At 30.4% G+C, this 1421-nt stretch carries 1 protein-coding gene; it reads left to right on the top strand.

The features are described 5' to 3' along the window. A partial coding sequence (locus HMPREF0072_RS08925; RefSeq protein ID WP_004829656.1) for a recombinase family protein occupies positions 1–1395 on the top strand: 1395 nt, incomplete at its 5' end. Positions 1396–1421: the final 26 nt, after the last annotated feature.

Genomic DNA, 1421 nt, shown 5'->3' with positions numbered 1-1421 from the left:
ATCACTAAGGACTTATCAAGGCTTGGAAGAAACTATTTGCAGACTGGATACTATACAGAAAATTTCTTCCCAAAGAACAATGTCAGATATATAGCTTTAAATGATGGAGTAGATACCTTTCAAGAAAACAACGAAATAGTTCCTTTTAAAAATGTTTTAAACGAGTTTTATTCAAGAGATGTTTCCAAAAAGATGAAATCTGCCTATATGACAAGGGCAAGGCAAGGAAAATTTATTGGTTGTCTTGCTCCAATAGGATATAGGAAAGACAATGATGATCCACATAAATTAGTAATCGATGATGAAACTTCATGGATTGTTGAAAAAATTTTTGATCTTGCTTTTAGTGGTTATGGAGTACAAGCAATTAGGAGAAGACTTTTTGAAGAAAAAATACCTACACCTACCTGGTGGAATAGAAAAAAAGGACTTAGAAATAAAAAAACTAAGTTAGAAATGACCGTAGATGGTGGAGAGTATTGGTGGGACTGCACAACCCTAAAAGAAATTATTGAAAATCCAGTTTATATTGGTCATATTGCTAGTCAAAAAGTTAATTATAAATTCAAAGTAGGTTGGTTATCAGATAAACCCAAAGAGGAATGGATAATCGTAGAAAACACACACGAACCCATTATTTCTGAAGATATTTATAATATAGCAAATGAAAAATTAAAGAGCAGGAGAAGACCATTTAAAAATGGAGAAGAAAGTATATTTGCAGGCATTGTGAAATGTCCCGATTGTGGAAAGTCTTTAAATCTTGGAAGAAACAAATCGAAAAAAAGAGAAAAGTTACTCACTTGTAACACTTATAGAAGATACGGAAAGTCTTTATGTAGTCAACATAGAATTTATTACGACACTCTTTATGAGATAGTGCTTAAAGATATTAGGAAAAATGCAGAAATAGCATTAAAAGACGAAAAAGAAATCATAAAAGCACTTGAAAAATCACGAGAAATTGATAATGAAGAAGAACAAAAATTCATTATGGATAAGATTTACGAAGATCAGATAAGAGTAGAAGACTTAACTAAAAAGATTGAAAGACTATATGATGACTGGCTAGATAATAAGATAAGTGAAAGCAACTTCCAAAAAATTCTTGAAAAATCACAGAAAGAACAAGATTATCTAAATCAAAGAATAGAAGATAATCAAAAATTGATTGTTAAAGAAGATCTTGAAGATATTAATGTCAAAAAATGGATTGAACTCATAAAAAAACATAAGGACATAAAGAAGCTGGACAAAGAAACCTTAAATGAACTCATCTCAAAAATCTATGTTCACGAAAAAGAAGTAGTGAATGGAGAAATCACCCAAACAATTGATATTTACTACAATTTCATAGGAAATACAGATACACTACAAGTATTTTACAATCTCTAATTAGGCATAAAGCAGCTTATGGCTGG

The sequence above is a fragment of the Anaerococcus lactolyticus ATCC 51172 genome (assembly GCF_000156575.1).
In the GTDB taxonomy this organism is placed as follows: domain Bacteria; phylum Bacillota; class Clostridia; order Tissierellales; family Peptoniphilaceae; genus Anaerococcus; species Anaerococcus lactolyticus.
The sequence above is the reverse complement of the archived record's forward strand: the minus strand, read 5'-3'. Positions and strand labels throughout refer to the sequence as shown.